Genomic DNA, 23592 nt, shown 5'->3' on the forward strand with positions numbered 1-23592 from the left:
TCGCTGAGACGTCCCATTTCAACGGCTTGAAGCTGGTTGCCGTCGCCGTGGCCGCGTAGGATCCGGAGACGCGGCATCGATTCCCGCTCCTGACAGTCATTCCCAAATCGAACCGCCGCTTTCCCATTTGCCCCCAACGTGGTGAAAGCGGCGGCTCGACTGCCCCATTGGAACTATGCCTCTGGGGCGTCTCTACCAAATCAGATTTGATCAAGGGCACATTGATGAGGATCAAGGTATTCGCTATCGCCTGATCTACATTTTGGAAAATTGTGCATAAGCGGACGTGCCAAGGAATACGGCTGACATGCCGTGCTCTGTGCTTGTCCGCCGCTCGAGATGTTTGACGGATCTCTGGGACACTGCGATCCATTGGGCCGGTAACTGGTCTTGGCGGCAGAATGTCCAGGATTGCCACGTCGCCCTTTTTTAGCAAGAATTGATCTGACGTTCGGTGGGAGGAGCCCAATGTACGAGCATTCTGCGCATGCGGATCAGGTTTATGCATCCGCGCAGTCTGTTGCTGCAAGTTCTACGATCGTCGCCTCCTGGCGGCGCTGCATGACCATGCATCGATTGGCACCGGAGGAAAAGCGGTTGCCTGTTCGTCTGAGCGACCAGGAATTTCGAACGGCATGTCAACAGTCGGAAAGGCTGCTGGTGGAAGCGGCTGATGAACTCGGTCGGCTCTTCTCGACAGTCGGAAAGGCTGGCTGCTGCCTGCTTCTGACCGATCGTGACGGCATTGCGCTGGAGCGGCGCGGCACGGCAGGCGACGATAAGGAGTTCCAGAATCTCGGCCTTTGGACCGGCTCGGTGTGGACCGAGGCGAGCATCGGCACGAACGGCATCGGCACCGCGCTTGCTGACGATCGGGCGGTGGCGATCGTTCGGGATCAGCACTTTTTCTGCTCCAATATCAATCTGAGCTGTACCACGGCGCCGATCCGCGACCATCGCGGCCAGATGGCCGGCGCGCTGGACGTTTCAACATGCCGCGAGGATGTCAACGAGGTGACGCTGGCTATCATCTCTCAGACGGTTCGCGAGGCCGCCATGCGTATCGAACTCGGTCTTTTCCGCAGCGCCTTTGCTGGAGCTCGTTTTGTTTTGGTTCCGACCGATAGTGGTTCGACCTCGGCGCTTCTCGCCGTCGATCGGAACGATATGGTGCTTGGTGCGACGAGAGCCGCACGCGTGGCGCTAAAGCTCGACGACCAACGCATTTCCGCTGGCGTCCCAGCCACCGATGCATTGCGGGAAAAGCATCTGGACGATGGAAAAGCTCTTCAGGAGGCTGAACGTGCCGCTCTTCTCAGGGCACTGTCACGCGCCAATGGCAATGTGACGCAAGCCGCACTCTCCCTTGGCATGAACCGTGCCACTCTTCATCGCAAGATGAGGAAGCTGGATCTGCATTGACAGATCGAAAGTGTCGCAGAGTTGCGACACTGTGCACTGCGGTATGGACCACGCACCCTGTCGTCCGGCGATAAAGACGCGCAGATTTCTCCCATCGGGTTTGCGACCCGGAATTGTCGACCAAGGGAGGATGACATGCTGCATCAGAAAATCGTCGAATCTCCATTCAAGCTCAAATATGGGAATTACATCGGCGGCGAATGGCGCGAGCCAATCGGCGGCAGATATTTCGACAACATCACACCGGTGACCGGCGGCAAGATCTGCGAGATTCCACGCTCGGACGAGAACGACATCAACGCGGCGCTGGACGCCGCCCACGCGGCCAAGGACAATTGGGCCAAGACATCAGCCGCTGAGCGCTCGAACATTCTGATGAAGATCGCCCAGCGGATGGAAGACAAACTCGAAACGCTCGCCGAGGCGGAGACGTGGGACAACGGCAAGCCCATTCGCGAAACAATGGCCGCCGATATTCCACTCGCGATCGACCATTTCCGCTATTTCGCCTCTTGCATTCGCGCTCAGGAAGGCTCGATCGGCGAGATCGACCAAGATACCGTCGCCTATCATTTTCATGAGCCGCTCGGCGTCGTCGGCCAGATTATCCCGTGGAACTTCCCGATCCTCATGGCCGCATGGAAGCTGGCGCCTGCCCTTGCTGCCGGCAATTGCGTCGTTATCAAGCCCGCCGAACAGACGCCCGCTTCGTTGCTCGTCTGGGCGGAAATCGTCGGGGATTTGCTGCCGCCCGGCGTGCTTAATATCGTCAACGGCTTTGGCCTCGAGGCGGGCAAGCCGCTCGCGACCAGCCCGCGTATCGCCAAGATTGCTTTCACCGGCGAAACGTCGACCGGTCGGCTGATTATGCAATATGCCAGCCAGAACCTGATACCCGTCACGCTCGAACTCGGTGGCAAGTCGCCGAACATCTTTTTTGCAGACGTGATGGCGGAAGACGACGATTTCCTTGACAAGGCGCTCGAAGGGTTCGCCATGTTCGCGTTGAACCAGGGCGAAGTTTGCACCTGCCCCAGCAGGGCGTTGGTCCAGGAATCCATTTACGATCGTTTCATGGAAAAGGCCGTGAAGCGGGTCGAGCAGATCAAGCAGGGCAACCCGCTCGATTCCGCTACGATGATCGGTGCCCAGGCATCCAGCGAGCAGATGGAGAAGATCCTTTCCTATCTCGACATCGGGAGGCAGGAAGGAGCCGAAGTGCTGACGGGCGGCGGCCGCAATGATCTCGGTGGTGAGCTTTCAAGCGGCTACTACATCAAGCCGACGATCTTCAAGGGTCATAACAAGATGCGCATCTTCCAGGAGGAGATCTTCGGCCCAGTGGTGTCCGTGACCACCTTCAAGGACGAGAAGGAGGCGCTGGAAATCGCCAACGACACGCTCTACGGCCTCGGTGCCGGCGTGTGGACCCGCGATGGCAACCGCGCCTATCGCTTCGGGCGGGAGATCCGGGCCGGCCGCGTCTGGACGAATTGCTATCATGCCTATCCGGCCCATGCGGCCTTCGGCGGGTACAAGCAGTCCGGCATCGGTCGTGAGACACATAAGATGATGCTCGATCACTACCAGCAGACCAAGAACATGCTGGTGAGCTACAGCCCGAAGGCGCTTGGCTTCTTCTGATCTCCTCTCAAGCGCTATGCAAAGGCTTCCGGCTGTTGGCTGGAAGCCCTTAGCCAGCTTGCAATGAGGGAAAGTCTTGGGTGACGAGAAGGGTCAAGCCACGGCCGCGGTCGCGTGTTTCCTACCCAGCTAAAGTGGATAGGGAAGTCGGGTCAGGTCAAATTCGTCGCTGTCGTCGATATAGGAATCAAAGCCGCATTCGGCGGCAAGCCTGGCAGAATCAAGGATGGCGATCGTCTGACCATCGACCCTGATACCCGCCTTTTCGAGACCGGACAGAGCACGGGAAAAGGATTCGCGGGTAACGCCGAGTTCGGAGGCGATCAGGGTCTTCTCATAAGGAAGGATGGCCTTGTCGGGCGTTCCCTGCCGCGCCGATAAGGCGAGCAGGTAGCAGCCAATGCGTTGGGTGGAAGACCTCAGCTTTAGATTCTTGATCTGCCGCACCATTCGGCGGAACTGATGAGCAAGGCTTCCGATCACGGCATGCGCAAGCAACGGCTCGCGCGCCACGGCCCGGCGGAATGTTTCTGCATGGATCAGCAGAAAACGCGAGAGTTCCGGCACACGCGCCTGCATGAGGTAGGGCGCGCCCGTTGCGACGGCAGCGGGAATGAGGAGCCCCGGCTCGCGCACCGCTTCGATCAATACCTCGCGTCCCTCCCGCGACTGGCCAAACAACTGGACCGACCCCGAAAGAAGTGCGATCTGGAAGTTTGGTATGTCACCCTGCTCAAAAAGCACGGTGCCTGGCGCCACGCTATGCTGTACCGAATTGCCAAGCAGCTCCTTTCGTGTTGCGTCGGGCAGCGACTGAAACAATGGCAGTTCTTCCAGCATGCCCCGGAATGATGCGCCGTACTCTCCTTTTCTCATCGATCTCCGTCCCACCGGCAACGGTCCGCGATTCTTAGAACAGAACGGGACCCGTGCGCTCACCTTCGGCGGCCGCCCAACGCGGCTCACATCAAAACAGTATGTGATAAAAATCACGCCGATGATTGATGTGGATCAAGGAGTGCAACTGACTGTGTTGCCATCCTGCTGTCGATAGCTCCCAACCGCGCCAAGCGCGAACTTTTCATCGAGGGCAGCCCATGACACAGGAAACGGCACGACCCAAGGCCGGTCAAATTTTGGGAATGAGCACAGCCGCGTTCACGGCCTGCTTTGCGGTATGGACGATCTTCTCGATCATCGGCATCCGCATCCGACAGGAACTCGGACTAAGCGAAACTCAATTCGGGCTTCTGGTCGGCACGCCCATCCTCACCGGCGCGCTGATCCGCGTCCTGCTTGGCATTTGGACCGATCTTTACGGCGGGAGGCTCGTCTTCACCGCAACCATGCTCGCCGGCGCGGCCGCGACTTTCCTGCTATCTTACGCGCACACTTACCCGCAGATGCTGGTGGCAGCGCTTGGGATTGGCATCGCAGGCGGCTCCTTCGCCGTCGGTGTTGCCTATGTGTCGCGCTGGTATCCGCCGGAAAAACAGGGAACGGCGCTCGGCATTTTCGGCGCCGGCAATGTCGGCGCGGCCGTCACCAAGTTCCTTGCTCCCTTCGTCCTCGTCGCCTTCGGTTGGCAGGCGGTTGCGCAGATTTGGGCTGCCGGACTTGCCGTCATGGCTATTCTGTTCTGGCTGACCACCAAGGATGATCCGGTAACCGTCGAGCGACGTCGCTCCGGCATCCGGCCGACGAGCGCCTGGCTCGAACTCGAACCGCTCAAGAATGTGCAGATCTGGCGCTTCGGACTTTACTATTTCTTTGTGTTCGGTGCGTTCGTCGCACTGGCACTCTGGCTGCCGCAATACCTGATCAAGGTCTATGGCCTTGATATCGAGATGGCAGGCATGATCGCTGCCTTCTTCTCGGTGCCGGCGAGCCTGTTGCGCGCCTATGGCGGTCATCTGTCGGATACCTATGGCGCGCGCCGCGTCCTCTATTGGACTTTCCTTGTCTGCACAGCGGCGACTTTCATACTCTCCTATCCGCCGACCGACTATGTGGTCCACGGCGCAAACGGTACGACCTCATTCCATCTTGAAATGGGCCTTGGCGGCTTCGTCGTCACGATCTTCGTGCTTGGTTTCTTCATGGCGCTCGGCAAGGCAGCCGTCTACAAGCACATTCCAGCCTACTATCCGAACCATGTTGGCTCGGTCGGTGGCCTCGTAGGTATGATCGGGGGCCTCGGCGGCTTTGTCCTGCCGATCCTCTTCGGCGTGCTGCTCGACTTAACGGGTCTGTGGACGAGTTGCTTTATGGCGCTCTTCGTGCTTGTCGGCGGTGCGCTCGTCTGGATGCATCTTGCGATCCGCCAGATGGAACGCGGGGCCGCCGGCGTGCCCCTTTCTCGGTTGCCGCCCTTCCCGGAAATGCAGGGATTGCCTGAACCAGTGGTTCAGACCCGTCCGAGCAAGGCGGTGCTGACCGACTGGCGCCCCGAAGATCCGGTGTTCTGGCAGAAGATCGGCCGGGCAGTCGCTCGCCGAAATCTCTTGCTGTCAATCCCGGCGCTGCTTCTCTCCTTTGCCGTCTGGCAGGTTTGGTCGGTCGTGGTCGCCAAGCTACCGCTCGCGGGTTTCACCTTCAGCGCCGACCAACTCTTCTGGCTCGCCGCATTGCCGGGCCTGTCGGGTGCTACGCTGCGGATCTTCTACTCGTTCATGGTGCCGATCTTCGGCGGCCGGCTCTGGACGACGCTCACCACATGGTCACTCATCATCCCGGCGGTGGGCATCGGTTACGCCGTGCAGCATCCCGAAACGCCTTATGTCGTATTCCTGATCCTGGCCTTGCTTTGCGGGTTCGGCGGCGGCAATTTCGCCTCTTCCATGGCCAATATCTCCTTCTTCTTCCCGAAATCGGAGAAGGGCAACGCGCTTGCGCTCAATGCCGGACTTGGCAATCTTGGTGTCAGCGTCGTGCAGTTCGCCGTGCCGCTTGTCATTGCAGTAGGTCTCTTCGGGCCGCTCGGCGGTACACCTCAAATGGCAGCCAGCCCAGCCGGAGTTGCGCCGCTCTGGCTGCAGAATGCCGGTTTCTTCTTTGTGCCCTTCATCGTGCTGTCGGCTTGCGCCTCCTGGTTCGGCATGAATGACATTGCCTCGGCCAAGGCCTCGTTCGCAGAGCAGGCAATCATCTTCCAGCGAAAACATAACTGGATCATGTGCTGGCTCTACACCGGTACGTTCGGCTCCTTCATCGGCTATTCCGCGGGCTTCCCGTTGTTGTCGAAGATGTTGTTTCCGGAGATCAATGCGTTGCAGTTCGCCTTTCTCGGACCGCTGGTCGGCGCGTTGTCGCGCTCAGCTACCGGGTGGCTTGCCGATCGCTATGGCGGCGCGCGCGTCACCTTCTGGGTCTTCGCGTTGATGATGGCCGGCGTTGCGGGCGTGCTGTGGTTCACGGGCATGAGGGAGCAGCCCGGTGCCTTCTGGGGCTTCTTTGCCAGCTTCCTCGTCCTTTTCTTCGCCACTGGCGTCGGCAATGCCTCCACCTTCCAGATGATACCGGCGATCAGCGCCAGGGAGATGGAGCGGCTGATGCCGGGTGCCGACGCCGAAATGCGTCGTCGTCAAGGGGAGAAGGAGGCGGCCGCCATCACCGGCTTCACCTCGGCGATTGCCGCTTTCGGAGCCTTCTTCATTCCGAAGAGCTTTGGTACCTCGATCGCGTTGACCGGCAGCGCCGAGGCAGCGCTCTGGGCCTTTCTCGTCTTCTACGTGAGCTGCCTTGTCCTCACCTGGGTCGTCTACACCCGCAAGGGCGGCCTTCTTCATGACATCGAGCGGCGCAAGCGCCGCACCGCCGGCCAAGCCGCCGCGGCCGAATAACAGGGAGAAATATATGTCGCACTTCCTCGACCGTCTGACCTTCTTTCGCAAGAATGTTGGTCAGTTCTCAAACGGACATGGGATCGTCACCAGCGAGGACCGCTCCTGGGAGGACGGTTACCGCAAGCGTTGGCAGCACGACAAGATCGTCCGTTCTACCCATGGGGTGAATTGCACGGGTTCCTGTTCATGGAAGATCTATGTCAAGGGCGGGATCGTCACCTGGGAGACCCAGCAGACGGACTATCCGCGCACGCGACCCGACCTGCCGAACCACGAGCCGCGGGGCTGTGCCCGCGGTGCCTCCTATAGCTGGTATCTCTACTCCGGTGCGCGGGTGAAATATCCGATGATCCGCGGCCGGCTACTGAAGCTTTGGCGCAGGGCACGGAAAACCATGTCGCCGGTCGCTGCATGGGCTTCGATCGTGGAAGACGCAGAAAAGCGAAAGTCCTACATCTCGATCCGCGGCCATGGCGGCTTTGTGCGAGCCACCTGGGATGAGGTCAACGAGATCATCGCCGCCGCCAATGCCTACACGATCAAGGCGCACGGCCCCGACCGCATCATCGGTTTCTCGCCGATTCCCGCCATGTCGATGGTTTCCTATGCAGCCGGGTCACGTTATCTGTCGCTGCTCGGCGGCGTCTGCATGTCCTTCTATGACTGGTATTGCGATCTGCCGCCAGCAAGCCCGCAGACCTGGGGCGAGCAAACGGATGTGCCGGAATCGGCCGACTGGTACAATGCCGGCTTCATCATCGTCTGGGGCTCGAACGTACCACAGACCCGCACGCCGGACGCCCATTTCTACACCGAGGTCCGCTACAAGGGCACCAAGAGCGCTGTCGTGAGCCCCGACTATGCCGAGGCGACCAAGTTTGGCGATATTTGGCTCAATCCGAAGCAGGGAACGGATGCCGCGCTGGCGCTTGCCATGGGCCATGTCATTCTGCGCGAATACCATCTCGATCGTTCGGTTCCCTATTTCGACGATTATACGCGGCGCTACACCGACATGCCGTTCCTGGTGCGTCTTGCCGAGCAGAACGGCAAGCTAGTGCCTGAGCGCCTGCTTCGCGCCTCGGAGCTGAAAGGCGCGCTCGGAGAGACCAACAATCCGGAATGGAAGACGGTTGCCATCGACGAGAATACGGGTGATCTGGTCGCTCCGCTCGGTTCCGTCGGCTACCGCTGGGGCGAACAGGCGAAATGGAACCTTGAGGAGAAGGATGGCCACGGTCGCGATATCCGCCTCAAGCTCACGCTTGCAGGGGACGGAGCGGAAATCAGGGCGGTCGATTTCCCCTATTTCGGCGGACGTGCCACCGAACATTTCGTTGCGACTGCACATGACGAAATCCTGACCCGCAACGTTCCGGTCCGTACCATCGCCGGTGTGGATGGCGAGCCCGTGACGGTCGCGACCGCGTATGACCTTATGATGGCGAATTACGGTCTCGACCGCGGCTTCGGCGGCGCCAACGTTGCTCGCAGCTATGACGAGGACATGCCGTTTACGCCGGCCTGGGCGGAACGTGTCACCGGGGTGAAACGTGATGCGATCATTACTGTCGCGCGCGAGTTTGCCACCAATGCCGAAAAGACCAACGGTCGCTCGATGGTGATCCTCGGCGCGGGCGTCAATCATTGGTACCACATGGATATGACCTACCGGGGGATCATCAATCTCCTGGTGTTCTGCGGCGCCATAGGCCAGTCGGGCGGCGGTTGGTCGCATTATGTGGGGCAGGAGAAGCTGCGCCCACAGACCGGCTGGACGCCGCTGGCCTTCGCGCTCGACTGGAACCGGCCGCCCCGCCATATGAACTCTACCTCCTTCTTCTACGCGCATACGGATCAGTGGCGTTACGAGACGCTGACGGCGGAGGAGATCCTCTCGCCGACGGCACCGGAAGGCGACTGGAGCAAAAGCTTCATCGACTACAACGTCAAGGCTGAGCGTATGGGCTGGCTGCCGTCGGCGCCTCAGCTCAAGCAAAATCCGCTCGACATCGCCGCAAAGGCGAAAGCCGCGGGGCTGGCGCCAAGGGATTATGTCGCCGGCGCACTCAAGTCCGGCGAGCTGGAACTGTCCTGCCACGACCCCGACGACCCCGCGAACTGGCCGCGCAACATGTTCGTCTGGCGCTCGAACCTGCTTGGCTCCTCCGGTAAGGGGCACGAATATTTCCTGAAGCACCTGCTTGGAACCGAAAACGGCGTCATGGGCAAGGACCTCGGGACGGAAGGCGCGGTGCGCAACAAGGAGGTCGTTTGGCACGACGAGGCGCCGCGCGGCAAGCTCGACCTGTTGGTGACGCTCGATTTCCGCATGTCCACCACCTGCGTCTATTCGGATATCGTCTTGCCGACCGCCACCTGGTACGAAAAGAACGATCTCAATACATCCGACATGCATCCCTTTATCCATCCGCTGTCGGCGGCGGTCGATCCGGCGTGGGAAGCTCGTTCCGACTGGGAAATTTACAGGGGCCTCGCCAAAACCTTCTCACGGGTTGCATCGGAGGTGCTCGGCATCGAACAGGACGTCGTCCTCACACCGATCCAGCATGACAGTGCCGGCGAGATGGCCCAGGCCTTCGATGTGAAGGACTGGAAGCATGGCGAGATCGAAGCCATTCCAGGCCGCACGATGCCGTCCGTCGCCGTCGTCGAGCGCGATTATCCCAATATTTATGCACGATACACGGCGCTCGGGCCACTGATGACATCCGTCGGCAATGGCGGCAAGGGCATCAACTGGCAGACGCAACACGAGGTCGAAGCGCTTGGGGCACTCAACGGCGTGCATTCGGAGGGTGCGGCAAAGGGCCTGCCGAAAATCGAGAGCGACATTGATGCGGCTGAGGTCATCCTGATGCTCGCACCGGAGACCAACGGGGAGGTGGCGGTGAAGGCCTGGGATGCCCTGTCTGCGGCAACCGGCCGCGACCATGCCCATCTCGCCGTTCCCAAGGAAGACGAAAAGATCCGCTTCCGCGATATCCAGGCGCAGCCGCGCAAGATCATTTCATCGCCCACATGGTCGGGCATCGAGAGCGAGAAGGTCTGCTACAATGCCGGCTACACCAATGTTCATGAGCTGATCCCCTGGCGCACGCTTACCGGCCGTCAGCAGCTCTATCAGGATCACCTCTGGATGCGGGCCTTCGGCGAAGGTTTCGTCACCTGGAAGCCGCCGATCGACCTGAAGACGATCGCGGCCGTCAAGGACCGCCGACCGAACGGAAACAAGGAAATTGTCCTCAATTTCCTGACGCCGCATCAGAAATGGGGCATTCACTCCACCTATACCGACAACCTGCTGATGCTGACCCTCAATCGCGGCGGGCCGGTCGTGTGGATTTCCGAACTGGACGCGAAGTCTGCGGGTATCGTCGACAACGACTGGGTGGAAGTGTTCAACACAAACGGTGCGCTGACTGCGCGCGCTGTTGTCTCCCAGCGCATCAAGCAGGGCATGATGCTGATGTATCATGCGCAGGAAAAGATCATAAACACGCCTGGCTCGCAGATGACCGGCAATCGCGGCGGCATCCATAATTCGGTGACGCGCGCGGTGCTGAAGCCCACCCACATGATCGGCGGCTATGCCCAACTCGCCTACGGCTTCAACTACTATGGAACCGTGGGCGCCAACCGCGACGAATTCATCGTTGTGCGCAAAATGTCCAATATCGACTGGCTTGAGGGGCCGCTGCATTCAACCAAGGCGCCGAAGGAGGCCGCAGAATGAAGATCCGTGCACAAATCGCGATGGTGCTGAACCTCGACAAATGCATTGGTTGCCACACCTGTTCCGTCACCTGCAAGAACGTCTGGACCAGCCGCGAAGGCGTCGAATACGCCTGGTTCAACAATGTCGAGACCAAGCCCGGCGTCGGCTATCCCCGTGAATGGGAAAACCAGGAGAAGTGGAACGGCGGCTGGCGGCGCAAGCGGAACGGCAAGATCGAGCCGAAGATCGGCGCGAAATGGCGCATCTTGGCCAATATATTCGCCAATCCGGATCTGCCCGAAATCGACGACTACTACGAGCCCTTCACCTTCGACTACGAACACCTGCACACGGCGAAGGAATCGAAGGCCTTTCCTACAGCCCGGCCACGGTCGCTCGTGTCCGGAGAGCGCATCGAGAAGATCGAATGGGGTCCGAACTGGGAAGAAATTCTTGGTGGCGAGTTCGAAAAGCGTTCTAAGGACGTGAACTTCGAAGGGGTCCAGAAGGATATCTACGGGCAGTTCGAAAATACCTTCATGATGTATCTGCCGCGGCTTTGCGAGCACTGCCTCAACCCGGCTTGCGCGGCCGTTTGTCCGTCGGGTGCCATCTACAAGCGCGAAGAGGATGGCATCGTTCTGATCGATCAGGATAAGTGCCGCGGCTGGCGCATGTGCGTTTCCGGCTGCCCTTATAAGAAGATCTATTACAACTGGTCGTCCGGCAAATCGGAGAAGTGCATCTTTTGCTATCCACGTATCGAGGCAGGCCAGCCGACCGTTTGTTCGGAGACTTGCGTCGGCCGCATCCGCTATCTCGGCGTCCTTCTTTATGATGCCGACCGCATCGAGCAGGCGGCCAGCGTTCCCGACGAAAAGGACCTCTATCAGGCACAGCTCGACCTGTTCCTGGATCCGAAGGACCCGAAGGTGATCGCGCAAGCGCGCGCCGACGGCGTGCCGGAGACCTGGATCGAGGCGGCCCGCACGTCGCCGATCTGGAAGATGGCGATGGACTGGAAAGTCGCGTTCCCGCTGCACCCGGAATACCGCACGCTGCCAATGGTATGGTACGTGCCGCCGCTTTCTCCGATCCAGTCGGCTGCTGCCTCCGGCAAGATGGGCCTCGACGGTGACATGCCGGATGTGCGGAGCCTCCGCATCCCGCTGCAATATCTCGCCAACCTCTTGACCGCGGGCAACGAGGAACCCGTGGCGCTGGCTCTCGAGCGCATGCTTGCCATGAGGGCTTATATGCGAGCCAAGTCCATCGACGGCCGTATCGATGAACGCATTGCCGAGAAGGTCGCGCTTACCGGAGCCGATATTGAGGACATGTACCGGATCATGGCGATCGCCAACTATGAGGATCGCTTTGTCATCCCGACCGCGCGCCGCGAATGGAGCGAAGACGCCTATGACCTGCGCGGTTCCTGCGGCTTCTCCTTCGGCAACGGCTGCTCCGGCGGCACGAGCGAAACCAATCTCTTTGGCACCAAGCAGACGAAGAAGGCATCGAACCCGATGGAGATCGCATGATGGCCGAAGAACATGGAATTCTCACTTTGCGGGCGCTTTCCGCTCTTCTAACCTATCCGACGGAGGAGCTTTGCGCGGCGGTGTCAGAGATCGAAGGCGTGATCGTCTCCGAAGGGCTCCTGCCGGCCCCCGCTGCAAAATCGCTTCGGCCGCTTCTCGACGACCTTGTCTCGCTCGATCTTTTTGAGTTGCAGGAGCGCTACGTCGAACTCTTCGACAGAACACGCCGCCTCTCGCTGCATCTTTTCGAGCATGTGCATGGCGAGAGCAGGGATCGGGGTCAGGCTATGGTCGATCTCGCCTCGCTTTATGAGAAAGGCGGGCTGGAACTCGCCGCCAACGAACTGCCGGACTATCTCCCGCTGTTCTTGGAATATCTGTCGACGAGACCACGCAAAGAGGCGCTGAATCTTCTTGCCGAGACCGCCAACATTCTGGGAGCGCTCGAAGAACGCCTTTTGTCCCGGAATTCTCCATATGCTGCCGTTCTGACCGCGATCCGTGTGATGGCGGGTGCATCTGCCGAAATCTCCAACGCCGATGCCGGCGAAGCATTGGTTGGTGATCTCGCCGCGCTCGACTCGGAATGGGAGGAGACGGCTGTCACCTTTGGCCCTGGAAGCGGTGGAATGGATAGCTGTTCCAGCGAGCGGCTTCAGACCCGTCTCCGTGCAGCACGTCGCGACGTGCGCGCCAGTGCCCGTTGAAGGAGGAACGATGATGTCCGAGACCATCAATTCCGTGTTTTTCGGCTGGTATCCGTACCTTTGCCTCACCGTGTTCCTGCTCGGTAGCCTGATCCGTTTCGACCGCGAACAATATAGCTGGAAGACAGGCTCCTCTCAGTTGCTTCGCCGCAGCCAGTTGCGGTGGGGCTCGAACCTGTTTCACGTCGGCATACTGGTGATCTTCTTCGGTCACGCCGGCGGATTGCTCACGCCGATTGCCGTCTTCGATGCGCTCGGTATCGCTCACAGCTTCAAGCAGGGGCTCGCGATCGTCGTCGGCGGCATCGCCGGCATCGCCTGCTTTGTCGGGATATCCCTTCTAGCCCATCGCCGGTTCTTCGATCCGCGCATCCGAGCCACTTCGAGCTTCGGCGACATGGCGATCCTGCTCATTCTGTGGCTGCAACTGACGCTCGGCCTCTCCACGATTTTTGTGTCCCTCGGCCATATGGACGGTCATGAAATGGTGAAGTTCATGAATTGGGCGCAAGGCATCCTGACGTTACAGCCGTCTTCGGCCGCTTATGTTGCGGACGTGCATCCGATCTTCAAGATGCATCTGTTGCTGGGCATGACGATCTTTCTGCTGTTTCCCTTTACCCGGCTGGTCCATGTCTGGAGCGCACCGGTCTGGTATCTCGGCCGCCCAGGGTATCAGGTCGTGCGCAGCCGTTTCACGCGTGAGCGGCATCCGGCCCGTTCCTACAGACATCGGGCGGAGTGACAAACATGGTTTCTATCGTCATCGATCGCACGGCAGCGCGCGCCCATGAGGGCCATAACCATCGGCATGAGCATGTGTCTGCCCCGGCCCGCAATGGATCGTCCGAACCTCTGACCATGCCGCCGGTGAGCGTCAACGGCGTTTCGATTTCCCGTAAGGACATCGCCGCGGAGACGCAGAATTTTCCTGCTGTCAATCCGGGCGCTGCCTGGTATGCGGCAACGCGGGCGCTCGTCATCCGTCAGTTGCTGATGCAGGAAGCAAGTCGCCTCGGCATGACCGCCGAACCGCAAAGAGACGCGGACGGACGGGTGGAGACCGAAGAGGATGCGTTACTGCGCGCGCTCGTCGAACGCGAAGTGGAAACTCCGAAGGCGGACGATGAAATGCTGGTTCGCTTCTATGAGAACAACCGCAAACGCTTTGTCACGCCGCCGCTCTACGAGGCGGATCATATCCTGATTGCCGCAAGAAGAGAGGATGGCGCCGCTTTTGGTGAAGCCCGTGAGAGGGCTGCCTCGCTTGCTGCCGTTCTGGCGGAGCAGCCGGAGCGCTTTGCTGCCCTCGCCAGGGATTGTTCCGACTGCCCATCCAGGGAAGTCGGCGGCAGCCTCGGCCAGATCAGCCCCGGGGAAACGACACCGGAATTCGAGGCAGCGCTAGCCGGGCTTACCCCAGGGGAGATATCGGCCCCGGTTGAGACGCGCTACGGTGTCCATCTCATCCGACTGGTGAGGAGGATCGAGGGCAGGCGTCTGCCATTCGAGGCGGTCAGGGATCGGATTGCCCGCTATCTGGAGGAGCATGTACTCCGACAGGCGACCGCGCAGTATATTTCGCTGCTCATCGGGCGCGCCGATATCCGCGGGATTGCTCTTGAAGGTGCCACAACACCCTTGGTGCAGTGAGGAAAAAGCATGTTCGGAACACTTATTGCCTCGCTCGACAATCCCCAAACCGCGGCGACGGTCATTGAGACGCTCGGGATGGAGGGCCTCGCAGATCGGCTCAAAGAGGCGGCCAGTTTGGAAGCAGTGGAACCGGCGGCCTATCTCGCCATGGTCGTCCGTTCTTTCATGGAGACGGCGTCCGACGATCATTTTGCTCAATTGATCGGCATCATGAACCGCGCCGAGGATCCGGGTCTTTCAGCCCTTCGCGCCATTCTCGAAAAGGCTTTGTCCGGGGCGGCGGCATGACTGCATCTTTTGCCACCAATGCCTCGTCCTGCCCACTGACCGATCTTTTCGGTCGCCGGATCACCTATCTCAGGCTGTCTGCAACCGACCGCTGCGACCTGCGCTGCGTCTATTGCATGGCCGAGAACATGACCTTCCTGCCGCGCAGGGAACTGCTGACGCTAGAGGAAATGGATCGTTTGGCTTCGGCCTTTGTCGCGCGCGGTGTTTCGAAGATCCGCATCACCGGCGGCGAACCTCTGGTGCGTAAGGATATTTTGACATTGTTCGAAGCGCTGTCGCGCCATCTGACGACAGGAGTGCTCAAGGAACTGACACTTACGACGAACGGAACGCTGCTTGCCAAGCATGCCGAAGCTTTGACGCGCGCGGGTGTTCGGCGTGTGAATGTCTCCCTGGACACAGTTGACGCGACGCGCTTTCGGGAGATCACGCGGCGAGGAAGCCTTGGTGCGGTGATGGACGGATTGCAGGCGGCACAGGACGCGGGCCTTGCCGTCAAGCTGAATGCCGTTGCGCTCAAAGGCATCACGGAAGGCGAGATCCATGACTTGATAGCCTTCGCTCACGGTCGCGGCATGGACCTGACGCTGATCGAGACCATGCCGCTTGGGGATGTTGGCGCGGACCGGACCGATCAATATTTGCCGCTGACCGATCTTAGGCGGCTGATCGAGACGCGCTGGACGCTCACCGACATACGCGAACGTACCGGCGGGCCGGCGCGTTACGTCCGTGTGGCCGAGACTGGCGGACGGATCGGCTTCATTACGCCGATGAGTCATTCCTTCTGCGAGACCTGCAATCGCGTACGCGTCAGCGCGACCGGCGTGCTCTATACCTGCCTCGGCCAGGAGGACAAGATTGATCTGCGTCCAGCGTTGCGCGGGTTCGAATCTGACCAGGCGCTGCACACGGCAATCGACGCAGCCATCAGGGCGAAGCCGCGAGGCCACGATTTCAGAATTGATCGCCGCGGAACGCCGACGCTTGCCCGTCATATGTCCGCGCTTGGAGGCTGATCCATGGTGCGCATTGGCATCCTCACCGTATCCGACCGAGCAAGCCGCGGCGAATATGACGATCTCGGGGGCCCGGCGATCCGGCATTGGCTGAATCGGGCGATCACATCGCCGTGGATAGCTATTTCGAAGATAATCCCCGACGGTTTCGAAAGCGTCCGCGAGGCGCTGATCGAATTCTGCGATCAAGAGCGGACCGATCTTATCCTGACGACCGGCGGAACCGGTCCGTCTGCACGGGATGAGACGCCGGAAGCCTTTCGCGCCGTGATCACAAAGGAGTTGCCGGGCTTCGGCGAGGTCATGCGACGGGCGAGTTTCCAGAGCGTGCCTACGGCAATTCTCTCTCGACAGTCGGCCGGCATACGCGGCAGCACCCTGATCATCAATCTGCCGGGAAAACCGTCATCGATCGGCCTTTGCCTGGACACAGTGTTTCCGGCGGTGCCCTATTGTCTTGATTTGATCGGCGCCGGCCGCATCGAAACTGACCCGGCAATCGTTGCGACCTTTCGTCCTTCGTAAGCGCCCAGTTTCCGAAGGCCAGCGCCTTACATGAAAATCGACAGCGGGTCGGCGCCAAAAAGGAAGCGATGGCCCCAGAGAAGCAGCCAAATGGTGAGGGCGGCCGCCGCTATCGCGCCAATCAGCATCGGCGCGTCGACACCCAACCTATTCCCGCGGGCAAGACCGCCGAAGGGCACGATAGAAGTCTGAGCCGCAAAATTGTTCCATGTCGTTCCCAAGCGACGCCTGGCACGCATCTCCGCCATCGGAATGCTGCCGAGCGAAAAGAACGCGAATCCTCCAAAAAGCAGGAGGGAGCGCAAGTCGCCATTCGCGGCCAGATGACCGACTGCCCAAAGAGCGAATCCCCAAAGGACCGGGTGGCGTGTTATGCGAACGATCGCTCCGGGTTGTCCCGCTGTGCGCATGGATACCGACAATGGGTTGCGGCTCAGAAGCCCGCCGAGGACCAGGAACAACCCGACTGGAGCCAGAACAAATGTCACTCCGGCATGCCAGGGTTGAAAGTCCCAGAGCGGGATATAGTCCAAAGCCAGTGCGGCGCGGAATACCCATATCAGTGCCGCGATCGATGCCGCGGAATAGACAAGCAAATAGGCCAGCCGGCCTATTTGCTGGACAATGCTCCCGCGGATGGCCGGAATGGCGGGGATCGAGTGAAAGGTGACGAAAGCCACGAAGGCGGTTATGAATTCATGCATTTTTCGGTCCAGAAACTGGCGTTCAATCGCGGTTCAACTGCGCGCCCGATCGGCAAGATTGAGCAACTTTTGGGGATCGCAGATCGTCAACTTCTGCCGGCCGCCTTCCACGATGCCTCTCGCCTCCCATGCGCTCAAGATTCTGGAGACCGTGTGCAATGTGGTGCCAGTCATTTCCGCAATATCCTGCCGCGAGATTGGAAAATCGATACGGATACCTGTGTCCACCTGCTTGCCTGCCTGTCTTGACAGTCTCAGGACCGCATGCGCAACGCGCCTCTCGACTTCTTCCGTCGACATTTCCCGGATACGGGTGTGAGCTTCCTCCAACCGCTGCCCGATGGTCTGCATCGCAGTAACGGCGAGACGGGGATTCTGCTCCACGAACCGTGACCACATCTCCGTGGGCCACGCCAGAGTGAGGCTTTCGGCCGCCGCTATGGCGGTGCCGGGATAGTCGGCGCGCTGGAGCGCCATCGCAAAACCGAACAAATCGCCCGGATGGACCATCCGAACGATAATTTGCTGGCCGTCTGGAGTGACCTGGGTCACTTTGAGCCGCCCATGGAGAAGGAGAAAGAACGACTTGGCCGGGGCGCCTTGTTCGAATACGGCGTCGCCCGGCATGACGCGACGCGAAACGGCATGCTCCAGCATTGCGTTCAGGTCGCTGTCCAACATACGATCGAACAAGGGTAGAGACTTCAGTACTGTCGGGTCGATTTTCACCAGGAATGGGCCTCTGTTATTGGCGGCTCCGAATGCGTGATGAAGCAGGCCGCAAAGCGTGAACATCCAGTTCCGCTTCCGCATGCCGTCATCGGGGTCCGGTTGACGGACAAGTCGGAAAGGCGGCTGGCCGGATTATTCGTCATGCTTGATCCTTTGACGTCGACAGTGCCCCTCGACCGCCGACGATACAATAAAAGATCCGTGCCGATCCTCTTTGACATGGCGCAAATTCAGCATTGGGACAGCCAAAGTCCTGGGACACGATCCTTGCGTATTCGCAACGACGGTCGCTGTGAGCTCCCTTATGGCTGAATGGCCAATTCGGAGATATCGCTTATGCAACAGCATCCTCACGCCACATCCGGGGAACATATTGTTCGCGGATTGTCGCGCTCGCGGCCCGTTCTCTTTTCCTATGGTTTCCGCCCGTTCTTTCTTGCGGCGGCCGTCTGGGCGATCATCAGCATCGATTTGTGGGTCCTGTTTCTTTCGAGGGGCCTGCCTATCGCCGAAGCATATGGAGCAATCTACTGGCATGCGCACGAAATGCTCTTCGGCTTCGCGTCTGCAATTCTCGCAGGCTTCCTCCTCACTGCGATCCCGAACTGGACCGGCCGCTTACCCATTTCGGGCCGGCCGCTCATGGCTTTGTTCGCAATATGGCTCGCGGGCCGCGCAGCGTTGCTGCTTATCGACTGGATTGGCGCAATCCCCGCCGTGTCTGCCGACAGCATATTCTTGCCGGTCCTGCTCGTGCTTTGCGCGCGGGAGGTCATAGCCGGCAGAAAATGGAAAGATCTGAAGGTTATCGCAGGCCTGGCGGCTCTTTCCGTCGCCAACATCTGCTTTCACCTTCAAGTCTTGAAGGGCGTCACACCTGACATCGCCATTCGGTTTGGCCTAGCTGCCTATGTTTTGCTGGTGACGATCATTGGCGGGCGCATTCTTCCGAGCTTCACGCGCAACTGGCTGAACCGGTCCGGCCGCACGGATTTTCCCGCGCCCCACGATCGCTTCGATGCGGTCTCGATCGCCGCAGGCGTGCTGGCCTTGGTGTCTTGGACACTCGCACCGACGACGGTGGCGACGGGCCTGCTCGCTGCCGGTACGGCAATCCTGAACGCGGTACGCCTCGCGCGCTGGCGGGGATGGACGACTTGGCGAGATCCAATGCTTGTGGTCCTGCATATTGCTTATCTGTTCGTTCCGATTGGGTTTGCCGCAATTGCCGCTGGTGCCGTAGGCCTGGAGCAGATCGCGATCCTCCACATTTTGGCGATCGGCGTCGTCAGCCTCATGATGCTGGCGGTCATGACCCGTGCCAGTCGTGGCCACACCGGAAGGAAGCTGAAGGCCAGTTTGACCACCACCGTGTCCTACGCAATCCTTGTGACGGTTGCGGTCGTGCGGCCGCTCGCCGAATTGATTCCGCCTTATGCCGACGTAATATTGATGCTTGCTGCGGCGGGATGGACCGCTGCATTCGGGTTGTTCGCCGTCGAACATGCCCCGTTCCTTTGCAAGGAAAGAAAACCCCTCCGGTGAAAAAGGTGAGCCGGGCCATGCGCCGGCTCCGGTCTGGCGAAGGCGATCAAGTTCACGAACCCGGTCGCCTGCACTGTTCCTCGCGACAAAAATGCCGTTCAGATTCCCGCGCAGTTTGATGTCGGCAAGCGGTCGATGACTGCTTTGCCGATCATGTCAGGCGACCATGGCGGTTCGTGGACAAGGTCTATCTCCACTTTGCCGATGCTTTCGATCGCCTGCAGTCGCTCCCTCACGGCGTCGATGATGAAGGCGGAGGCGGGGCAGGCCCTTGTCGTCGTCGTCATGACGATCCGCACGGTGCCAATCCGCAGGATCTCGATGAGGTATATCAATCCCAACTCGACGATGTCGATGCCGATCTCCGGATCTTCTATGCCGCGAAGGCACTGCACAACAGCTGGAATGGTGATCGTTCCCGCCTGGCTCATGCGGCCGCCTCCGAAGGATTGAAGCGGATCATGATGCGAAAAACGCTTCCGGTCGAATCGAAATTCCCAACCCATTCATGGCCGCGCAATTTCAATTCGTTGAAGAGAAAAACCGGCTCACGGCTAAGAAGTGCAAATAGCACCTCGCCCGCTTTCATCGTCTCCAGCCGAGCGAGTATCCGCTCCATCGGCTCCGGCGGCGTGAGATCGGTAAGATCCATGTTCCAGACAGGGTCCGGCCAGATATCGGCCGAGGCCGGCGATGCATCCGCTTGTGTTTCGCTGGACGATGCCGTTTGCGGAGTGAAAACGATTTCCCAATCGTCATCATCAATCTGTCTGCTCGCATGGATGTAGCCTCGCTGCTTGAGCTGTCTGATGAGGGGCAGGGGCTCGAAAATTGCGAGCAGACGAAGGCCTTCGCCCGGCTCAAGCGATGCGATGGTGTCCATGATGAGCTGGAACGGCAACCCTCCTTCCCTCAGGATTTGGCGGACATCGAGTTCACGAAGCGGCATCATTCGCGTTACCTCTCTGGATTTGTTTTGCGACCAAAAGCGCTGGTTGACGAAAGGGTGCGGTCTTTGCGGAGCCATCGATATTTAAGAGGGCACGCGCACGGAACAGCTCGAACGCCAAGGCTGCCGTGCAGAAAGCCTGCAAGACAGCCGCGGCACGGAAGCCGCTATCGGAATTTCCTGCGATCGCGACCCCGGCCAGGATCACTCCGAGATAGAAGAGGGCGAGCCAGACAGCCGCGTGGCGTTCTCTGACCAGCTCGCTCAAGCGCGGTGTCGGCCGACGGCCGAGCAGCGGCCCGAAGGCTTCGATCCAAGTCAGGAAGGGGACGATCTTGAGCAATTGCGCCAGACCGAGCCCTGTCAGCCAACCGAACGCAAAAACGTAGATCAGCGCGATACGCACGTTTGGGCCGAGGCCAAGCGGGATCGAGACGACGAAGGCCAGAGCCGATGCGGCCAATAGCGCAAATGCCGGAATCGACCCCAGTGTGTTCAGTTCCGGAATTTTGCGTCGCCGGCGCCGGTACATTGCAGTCACGTCGACGAGATATGCCGTAAGGGTTATGGCGAAGGTGATCGCGGCTGCGAGCATAAGCGGCTGAACCAACCCGGAGCCTGCGGTCGAAAGGACCAGGGCAAGGCAGAGGATGGCGAGGGCCGATGCGCCGCTGTTTCGCACGAGGCCGGATTTTCCAGTATCGGGCGAAAGCAGGAACATCGGAAGAAGCTTGTAGCTCACTCCGATAGCGGCGAATGTCATCCAACCTGCCAGGCCGAAGCTCATATGCAGCGGAACCGCATCCAGAACCAATTCGACCAAGTAGCGGGTCTGCGTCACGCCGGAGATCACCAGCGCGAAGATCGCGCCCAGCGTAACGGTCGCGGCGAGACAGACAATCGCCATCATGACAAACGGGGATGCCGTATGAACGCTTCGGCCCCGCCAGAGTCCTATGAACAGTACCATGGCGATGGCGAGGAACGCGCTCGCCAGCATGGACACGGCGGCCACCATCAATGTCCCCGCGAACGGCCATTCGCGTTCTATCGCTTCAAAGCCGAAAGAAAGGGTTGCTAAGCCGATAATCAGCGCCAAGAGGCATACGAGGTTCAATCGTTCGGTCGGCAGGCCCAATCCTGTGAGAACCGGTGAAAACTGCAGCAAAGCTCCGATCATCAAAAGACCGAACCAACCGATGGTCACGAAATGGACGATGATGAGCACCCGGGGCTCGCCAATATCGACGGACGGCTGCCACCAGCCCGCTGCAAGCATCGTTTGCGCCAGCAGTAAACACAGGAGCGCAGCGGCGAAATACGACATCGTCCATCGAGACAGGGTTGCACCAGGGACCAGCATCGCAGGCGCCCGCCTTCAATGCTCACCGCAGCAGCAATCGCATCCGGTATCCAGGCGTGATATCTCAATACGCCAATTTTTCGGGCCCTGTTCGAGATACTCCCAAGCGAACTTTCCAGGGTAGCCCGCCTCAAGCTGATAGTGGAGCGGGCGAGGATCGTGATCGCTCTTAATACGCAGCAAGCCGCCGGGGGGAAGGGTTCGAAGGACACGGAAAATGCGTGCATGTCCTTCACCGGATGTGAGGGTGCGCACGTCACCGGCAGGCGTTTCTGCGAACTCAATTGCTCCTTCATTCATGGAATCAATCCTTCGGCTGCGTGACTTCGAGGTCCTGGCATGACTGCAGCCTTGGCCACCAGATGCTCGGAACTTAAGGCCGGTGCGTTCAGAACACTTTGACTAGGAGCAAATAATTCCCCCGTTTCTCTGGATGGTCGCGCGCTCCGTCATTGACATAGGACAAGGACAAGACCGTTTGTCGCCGCCAGAACCTCTCAAGGATTCAATGAGGGCATTATTCATGTTCAATCGTCTGGTCGCGAAATATGGTGAGGCGCGATTGCCCCGCTACACAAGCTATCCGACAGCGCCTGCCTTCTCCTCAATGGTCGGGCCTGATGCATATGCGGAAGCATTGGCAAAGCTTGCCGAGGACGATCCTGTTTCGCTCTATTTGCATGTGCCATTCTGCCGCGCGATGTGCTGGTATTGCGGCTGTCATACGACCATCACGAGGCAGGATCGTCCCATCGTCGATTATCTCGACGTGATGGACCAGGAGATAGAGCTTGTTGGCTTTGCCGCGCGTCATCCGACGCAGGTCAAGAACGTGCATTTTGGTGGTGGGACGCCGACAATTATGAAGCCGGACGAGTTCCGGGCCCTCATGAAGAAACTCAGAAGCGTGTTTGATTTCCGGGATGATAGCAGCGTTGCGCTCGAGATCGATCCTCGGACGCTTTCGGCGGCGATGGTGGAGGCGTTGGGCGAGAGTGGTGTCGACCGTGCCAGCCTCGGTGTCCAAAGCTTCGATCCGGTTGTGCAGGCGGCTATCAATCGCAGGCAAACCCCGGAACAAACAGAGGAGGCGGTCCTTTTGTTGCGGGGCGCGGGGGTCGGCAGTATCAATTTCGACCTGATCTATGGACTACCGCATCAGACAGTAAAATCCTGCGTCGAAACCGTCCGGACGGCGATCCGGATGCGGCCAGAACGTTTCGCGGTGTTCGGCTATGCTCATGTTCCAGCCTTTAAGAAGCATCAGCGGCTGATCGATGACGCAGCGCTTCCCCGCGCCGAAGAAAGAAATGCCCAGGCGGAAGCAATCGCATCGGAACTCGTGGCGGCAGGCTATGTCCGCATCGGGCTTGATCACTTTGCGCTGCCGGATGACGATCTTTCGATTGCCGCATCGCAAGGCAGCATGCGGAGAAATTTCCAAGGCTACACCACCGATACCTGCGATACGTTGATAGGCCTCGGGGCGTCCGCCATCGGAAAATTGCCGATGGGATATGTCCAGAACCAGGTTCCTATTGGCAGCTATGCCGATCGCATCAGTGCGGGTGTTCTGGCAACGGTCAAAGGCTATCGGCTAACCGACGAGGACAGGCTGCGCGCGCGCGTAATCGAACGGCTCATGTGCGATTTTGCCGTTGATTTGGTCCGCGTTGCGGAGGGGTCGGGCTTCGATGCCGCTCTTCTGTTGGATGGCAATGAGAGACTGCGGGAACTTGCGGCGGACGGCGTTGTCACCATTGATGGCGGCAAAGTTACGGTTTGCCAGGAGTCGCGATTCATGGTCAGGGCTGTTGCCGCGGCCTTCGACGCTTATCTCGGCGCATCTGGACGCACGCATAGCAAGGCTGCTTGAGGAACAAGGGAGAGCCTGCGTCTGACCATGGCTA

20 protein-coding genes are annotated in these 23592 nt (G+C 59.6%); 13 read left to right on the top strand and 7 right to left on the bottom strand.

What is annotated here, in order from left to right; genetic code table 11:
• Window positions 1–468 precede the first annotated feature (468 nt).
• Together PH547_RS21910 and adh are read left to right on the top strand one after the other, a co-directional pair.
• Complete coding sequence (locus tag PH547_RS21910; protein WP_104827559.1) at window positions 469–1422, top strand: GAF domain-containing protein; 954 nt, start codon at window positions 469–471, stop codon at window positions 1420–1422.
• 135 nt (window positions 1423–1557) lie between these two features.
• Window positions 1558–3066, top strand: a complete 1509-nt coding sequence (gene adh / locus PH547_RS21915; RefSeq protein WP_285169472.1) for an aldehyde dehydrogenase — start codon at window positions 1558–1560, stop codon at window positions 3064–3066.
• 129 nt (window positions 3067–3195) lie between these two features.
• On the opposite strand, the gene PH547_RS21920 is transcribed toward adh, so the two are convergent.
• The gene (locus tag PH547_RS21920) at window positions 3196–3942 is read right to left on the bottom strand and encodes a helix-turn-helix domain-containing protein (RefSeq protein ID WP_285169473.1); all 747 of its coding nucleotides are present in this window, start codon (window positions 3940–3942) and stop codon (window positions 3196–3198) included.
• Between the two features lie 221 nt (window positions 3943–4163).
• Between PH547_RS21920 and PH547_RS21925 the strand changes: the two genes are divergently transcribed.
• From PH547_RS21925 to mog, 9 genes are read left to right on the top strand one after another with little or no spacing between them, the layout of a single operon-like run.
• Window positions 4164–6908 (top strand): nitrate/nitrite transporter, encoded by a 2745-nt coding sequence (locus PH547_RS21925; protein ID WP_285169474.1) that lies wholly within the window; start codon window positions 4164–4166, stop codon window positions 6906–6908.
• 13 nt (window positions 6909–6921) lie between these two features.
• Window positions 6922–10668 (top strand): nitrate reductase subunit alpha, encoded by a 3747-nt coding sequence (locus tag PH547_RS21930; RefSeq protein WP_285169475.1) that lies wholly within the window; start codon window positions 6922–6924, stop codon window positions 10666–10668.
• A complete protein-coding gene (gene narH, locus PH547_RS21935; RefSeq protein WP_285169476.1) occupies window positions 10665–12191 on the top strand; it encodes a nitrate reductase subunit beta in 1527 nt (508 codons plus the stop codon). Before PH547_RS21930 ends, narH begins: the two co-directional genes overlap by 4 nt.
• Entirely contained in the window at window positions 12191–12898 is a 708-nt protein-coding gene (gene narJ / locus PH547_RS21940) for a nitrate reductase molybdenum cofactor assembly chaperone (RefSeq protein WP_285169477.1), read from the top strand. Before narH ends, narJ begins: the two co-directional genes overlap by 1 nt.
• A gap of 13 nt (window positions 12899–12911) precedes the next feature.
• A complete protein-coding gene (narI, locus tag PH547_RS21945) occupies window positions 12912–13643 on the top strand; it encodes a respiratory nitrate reductase subunit gamma (protein ID WP_285169478.1) in 732 nt (243 codons plus the stop codon).
• Between the two features lie 5 nt (window positions 13644–13648).
• A complete protein-coding gene (locus tag PH547_RS21950) occupies window positions 13649–14551 on the top strand; it encodes a peptidylprolyl isomerase (RefSeq protein WP_285169479.1) in 903 nt (300 codons plus the stop codon).
• A 9-nt stretch (window positions 14552–14560) separates the two neighbouring features.
• Window positions 14561–14842 (top strand): hypothetical protein, encoded by a 282-nt coding sequence (locus tag PH547_RS21955; RefSeq protein ID WP_285169480.1) that lies wholly within the window; start codon window positions 14561–14563, stop codon window positions 14840–14842.
• Window positions 14839–15864, top strand: coding sequence for a GTP 3',8-cyclase MoaA (gene moaA / locus PH547_RS21960; protein ID WP_285169481.1), 1026 nt, complete (start codon window positions 14839–14841; stop codon window positions 15862–15864). Before PH547_RS21955 ends, moaA begins: the two co-directional genes overlap by 4 nt.
• 6 nt (window positions 15865–15870) lie before the next feature.
• Window positions 15871–16389 carry a molybdopterin adenylyltransferase gene (gene mog, locus PH547_RS21965; protein ID WP_283054307.1) on the top strand — a complete coding sequence of 173 codons (519 nt, stop codon included), beginning with the start codon at window positions 15871–15873 and terminating at the stop codon, window positions 16387–16389.
• A 26-nt stretch (window positions 16390–16415) separates the two neighbouring features.
• Here the strand turns inward: mog and PH547_RS21970 are convergent, their stop codons facing one another.
• Both PH547_RS21970 and PH547_RS21975 read right to left on the bottom strand, forming a co-directional pair.
• Complete coding sequence (locus PH547_RS21970; protein ID WP_285169482.1) at window positions 16416–17093, bottom strand: NnrU family protein; 678 nt, start codon at window positions 17091–17093, stop codon at window positions 16416–16418.
• A gap of 33 nt (window positions 17094–17126) precedes the next feature.
• Complete coding sequence (locus PH547_RS21975) at window positions 17127–17822, bottom strand: Crp/Fnr family transcriptional regulator (protein WP_199773632.1); 696 nt, start codon at window positions 17820–17822, stop codon at window positions 17127–17129.
• A gap of 339 nt (window positions 17823–18161) precedes the next feature.
• Between PH547_RS21975 and PH547_RS21980 the strand changes: the two genes are divergently transcribed.
• A complete protein-coding gene (locus PH547_RS21980; protein ID WP_285169483.1) occupies window positions 18162–19370 on the top strand; it encodes an NnrS family protein in 1209 nt (402 codons plus the stop codon).
• A gap of 98 nt (window positions 19371–19468) precedes the next feature.
• On the opposite strand, the gene PH547_RS21985 is transcribed toward PH547_RS21980, so the two are convergent.
• The 4 genes from PH547_RS21985 to PH547_RS22000 are packed head-to-tail and all read right to left on the bottom strand — an operon-like array spanning window position 19469 to window position 21982.
• Complete coding sequence (locus PH547_RS21985; RefSeq protein WP_285169484.1) at window positions 19469–19801, bottom strand: metal-sulfur cluster assembly factor; 333 nt, start codon at window positions 19799–19801, stop codon at window positions 19469–19471.
• Window positions 19798–20322, bottom strand: coding sequence for a DUF2249 domain-containing protein (locus PH547_RS21990; RefSeq protein ID WP_285169485.1), 525 nt, complete (start codon window positions 20320–20322; stop codon window positions 19798–19800). The genes PH547_RS21985 and PH547_RS21990 overlap by 4 nt, the downstream gene beginning before the upstream one ends.
• Window positions 20306–21646 carry a hypothetical protein gene (locus PH547_RS21995; protein ID WP_285169486.1) on the bottom strand — a complete coding sequence of 447 codons (1341 nt, stop codon included), beginning with the start codon at window positions 21644–21646 and terminating at the stop codon, window positions 20306–20308. The genes PH547_RS21990 and PH547_RS21995 overlap by 17 nt, the downstream gene beginning before the upstream one ends.
• A 51-nt stretch (window positions 21647–21697) precedes the next feature.
• Window positions 21698–21982 carry a DUF2249 domain-containing protein gene (locus tag PH547_RS22000; protein WP_285169487.1) on the bottom strand — a complete coding sequence of 95 codons (285 nt, stop codon included), beginning with the start codon at window positions 21980–21982 and terminating at the stop codon, window positions 21698–21700.
• 223 nt (window positions 21983–22205) lie between these two features.
• On the opposite strand from PH547_RS22000, the gene hemN reads away from it, so the two are divergent.
• A complete protein-coding gene (gene hemN / locus PH547_RS22005; RefSeq protein WP_285169488.1) occupies window positions 22206–23558 on the top strand; it encodes an oxygen-independent coproporphyrinogen III oxidase in 1353 nt (450 codons plus the stop codon).
• Window positions 23559–23592 lie beyond the last annotated feature (34 nt).

This window comes from Rhizobium cerradonense (assembly GCF_030182455.1).
GTDB lineage: Bacteria > Pseudomonadota > Alphaproteobacteria > Rhizobiales > Rhizobiaceae > Rhizobium.

Coding starts and splice junctions, on each gene's coding strand:
- PH547_RS21910 (WP_104827559.1), top strand. CDS start 469: ATGTACGAGCATTCTGCGCATGCGGATCAGGTTTATGCATCCGCGCAG.
- adh (WP_285169472.1), top strand. CDS start 1,558: ATGCTGCATCAGAAAATCGTCGAATCTCCATTCAAGCTCAAATATGGG.
- PH547_RS21920 (WP_285169473.1), bottom strand. CDS start 3,942: ATGAGAAAAGGAGAGTACGGCGCATCATTCCGGGGCATGCTGGAAGAA.
- PH547_RS21925 (WP_285169474.1), top strand. CDS start 4,164: ATGACACAGGAAACGGCACGACCCAAGGCCGGTCAAATTTTGGGAATG.
- PH547_RS21930 (WP_285169475.1), top strand. CDS start 6,922: ATGTCGCACTTCCTCGACCGTCTGACCTTCTTTCGCAAGAATGTTGGT.
- narH (WP_285169476.1), top strand. CDS start 10,665: ATGAAGATCCGTGCACAAATCGCGATGGTGCTGAACCTCGACAAATGC.
- narJ (WP_285169477.1), top strand. CDS start 12,191: ATGGCCGAAGAACATGGAATTCTCACTTTGCGGGCGCTTTCCGCTCTT.
- narI (WP_285169478.1), top strand. CDS start 12,912: ATGTCCGAGACCATCAATTCCGTGTTTTTCGGCTGGTATCCGTACCTT.
- PH547_RS21950 (WP_285169479.1), top strand. CDS start 13,649: ATGGTTTCTATCGTCATCGATCGCACGGCAGCGCGCGCCCATGAGGGC.
- PH547_RS21955 (WP_285169480.1), top strand. CDS start 14,561: ATGTTCGGAACACTTATTGCCTCGCTCGACAATCCCCAAACCGCGGCG.
- moaA (WP_285169481.1), top strand. CDS start 14,839: ATGACTGCATCTTTTGCCACCAATGCCTCGTCCTGCCCACTGACCGAT.
- PH547_RS21970 (WP_285169482.1), bottom strand. CDS start 17,093: ATGCATGAATTCATAACCGCCTTCGTGGCTTTCGTCACCTTTCACTCG.
- PH547_RS21980 (WP_285169483.1), top strand. CDS start 18,162: ATGCAACAGCATCCTCACGCCACATCCGGGGAACATATTGTTCGCGGA.
- PH547_RS21985 (WP_285169484.1), bottom strand. CDS start 19,801: ATGAGCCAGGCGGGAACGATCACCATTCCAGCTGTTGTGCAGTGCCTT.
- PH547_RS21990 (WP_285169485.1), bottom strand. CDS start 20,322: ATGATGCCGCTTCGTGAACTCGATGTCCGCCAAATCCTGAGGGAAGGA.
- PH547_RS21995 (WP_285169486.1), bottom strand. CDS start 21,646: ATGTCGTATTTCGCCGCTGCGCTCCTGTGTTTACTGCTGGCGCAAACG.
- PH547_RS22000 (WP_285169487.1), bottom strand. CDS start 21,982: ATGAATGAAGGAGCAATTGAGTTCGCAGAAACGCCTGCCGGTGACGTG.
- hemN (WP_285169488.1), top strand. CDS start 22,206: ATGTTCAATCGTCTGGTCGCGAAATATGGTGAGGCGCGATTGCCCCGC.